General features: G+C 71.2%; 1 protein-coding gene. It reads left to right on the forward strand.

The genetic code is table 11. The features are described 5' to 3' along the window. Window positions 1-503: 503 nt before the first annotated feature. Window positions 504-995: a nuclear transport factor 2 family protein gene (locus ACFWY6_RS45525; RefSeq protein WP_361819005.1), complete on the forward strand. Its 492-nt coding sequence runs from the start codon at window positions 504-506 to the stop codon at window positions 993-995. Window positions 996-1,156 lie beyond the last annotated feature (161 nt).

Raw genomic sequence — 1,156 nt, forward strand, 5'->3', positions numbered from 1 at the left:
CGGTGGGGCGGTTCTTGTGTGTTCTTGGGGGCGTCCCCCCCCCGGGGGGCGGGGGGGGGGGCGGCGCGACGAGACCGAGCGGATCGACGGCGAGATGCGAGGGCGATGAACTCGTCGTCGATCTCGACCCGGCCTCGCTCACGGCGGCGCTGAGCGCTCCGCGGGAATTGCGGTGATGAATCCGCGGGCCGGTGGGGGCTGGTCGCGCACTTCCCCGCGCCCCTTACGGGCGCGGTACCGCCTAGCCCTTGCCCTGCCGTTGCTTCTTCGCGATGCGGCGCTTCTGGCGGCCCGTCAATTCCTTGCGGCCGCTCTGCCGTTCGTATGCCGCGATGCGCTTCTCGTTGTTCACCGAACCTCCCCTGCCCGGATCCTCCGCGCGCCTCTGCGCAGTACTCCGCGCGGTCGACTGCCGTGCATCGTACGACGCATCACACTTGAACCCCAGGGTTCGTCCCTGCATGCCCCTTGGCTGCGCACTCCCGGTGCCCAACACTGAGCCGATGACGCAGCGTGTGGAACTCGCGGCCGTGCTCGACCGGTTGGCCATCGATGCCCTGATCACCGAGTACGCGGTCACCGTCGACGACGGCGACTGGGACGCCTACCGGAATCTCTTCGCTCCGGACGGCCGTGCGGACTACCGCTCGGCGGGCGGCATCGAGGGAGGCGCCGACGACATCGCCGGATGGCTCTCCGACACGATGCGGCTCTTCCCGATGCGCCAGCATCTGATCGTCAACCGCAGACTCCGGTTCGAGACCCTGGACCAGGACACCGGCGACACGGCCCACGTACAGGCCGACTATGTGAACCCCATGCGGTTCGCGCGGGACGACGGGGCGGCATCCACGGCGCCGGACTTCGTGTGCGGCGGCCGGTACGCGTTCGCGGCACTGCGGACGCACGCCGGCTGGCGGCTGCGGCAGGTGGTCGTCGAGGAGAAGTGGCGGCAGAGCCCCGTACGGCACGACCAGAGCTCCGCCGCCGGCTGAGTCGACAAACGGGCCGGCGGACGCGGGCCGGCACACACGGGCCGACAGACACGGCGGCGGCGCCCGCACCGGCCCACTGTCCTAGATCGTCACCGGCGCGCCACCAGGGAACACCACCGCGCGGGGTGGACCGAGGTGGCGCTGCGTGGGGGCAGTCGGCG

The organism is Streptomyces sp. NPDC059037, from assembly GCF_042740015.1.
GTDB lineage: Bacteria > Actinomycetota > Actinomycetes > Streptomycetales > Streptomycetaceae > Streptomyces.

Coding starts and splice junctions, on each gene's coding strand:
- ACFWY6_RS45525 (WP_361819005.1), top strand. CDS start 504: ATGACGCAGCGTGTGGAACTCGCGGCCGTGCTCGACCGGTTGGCCATC.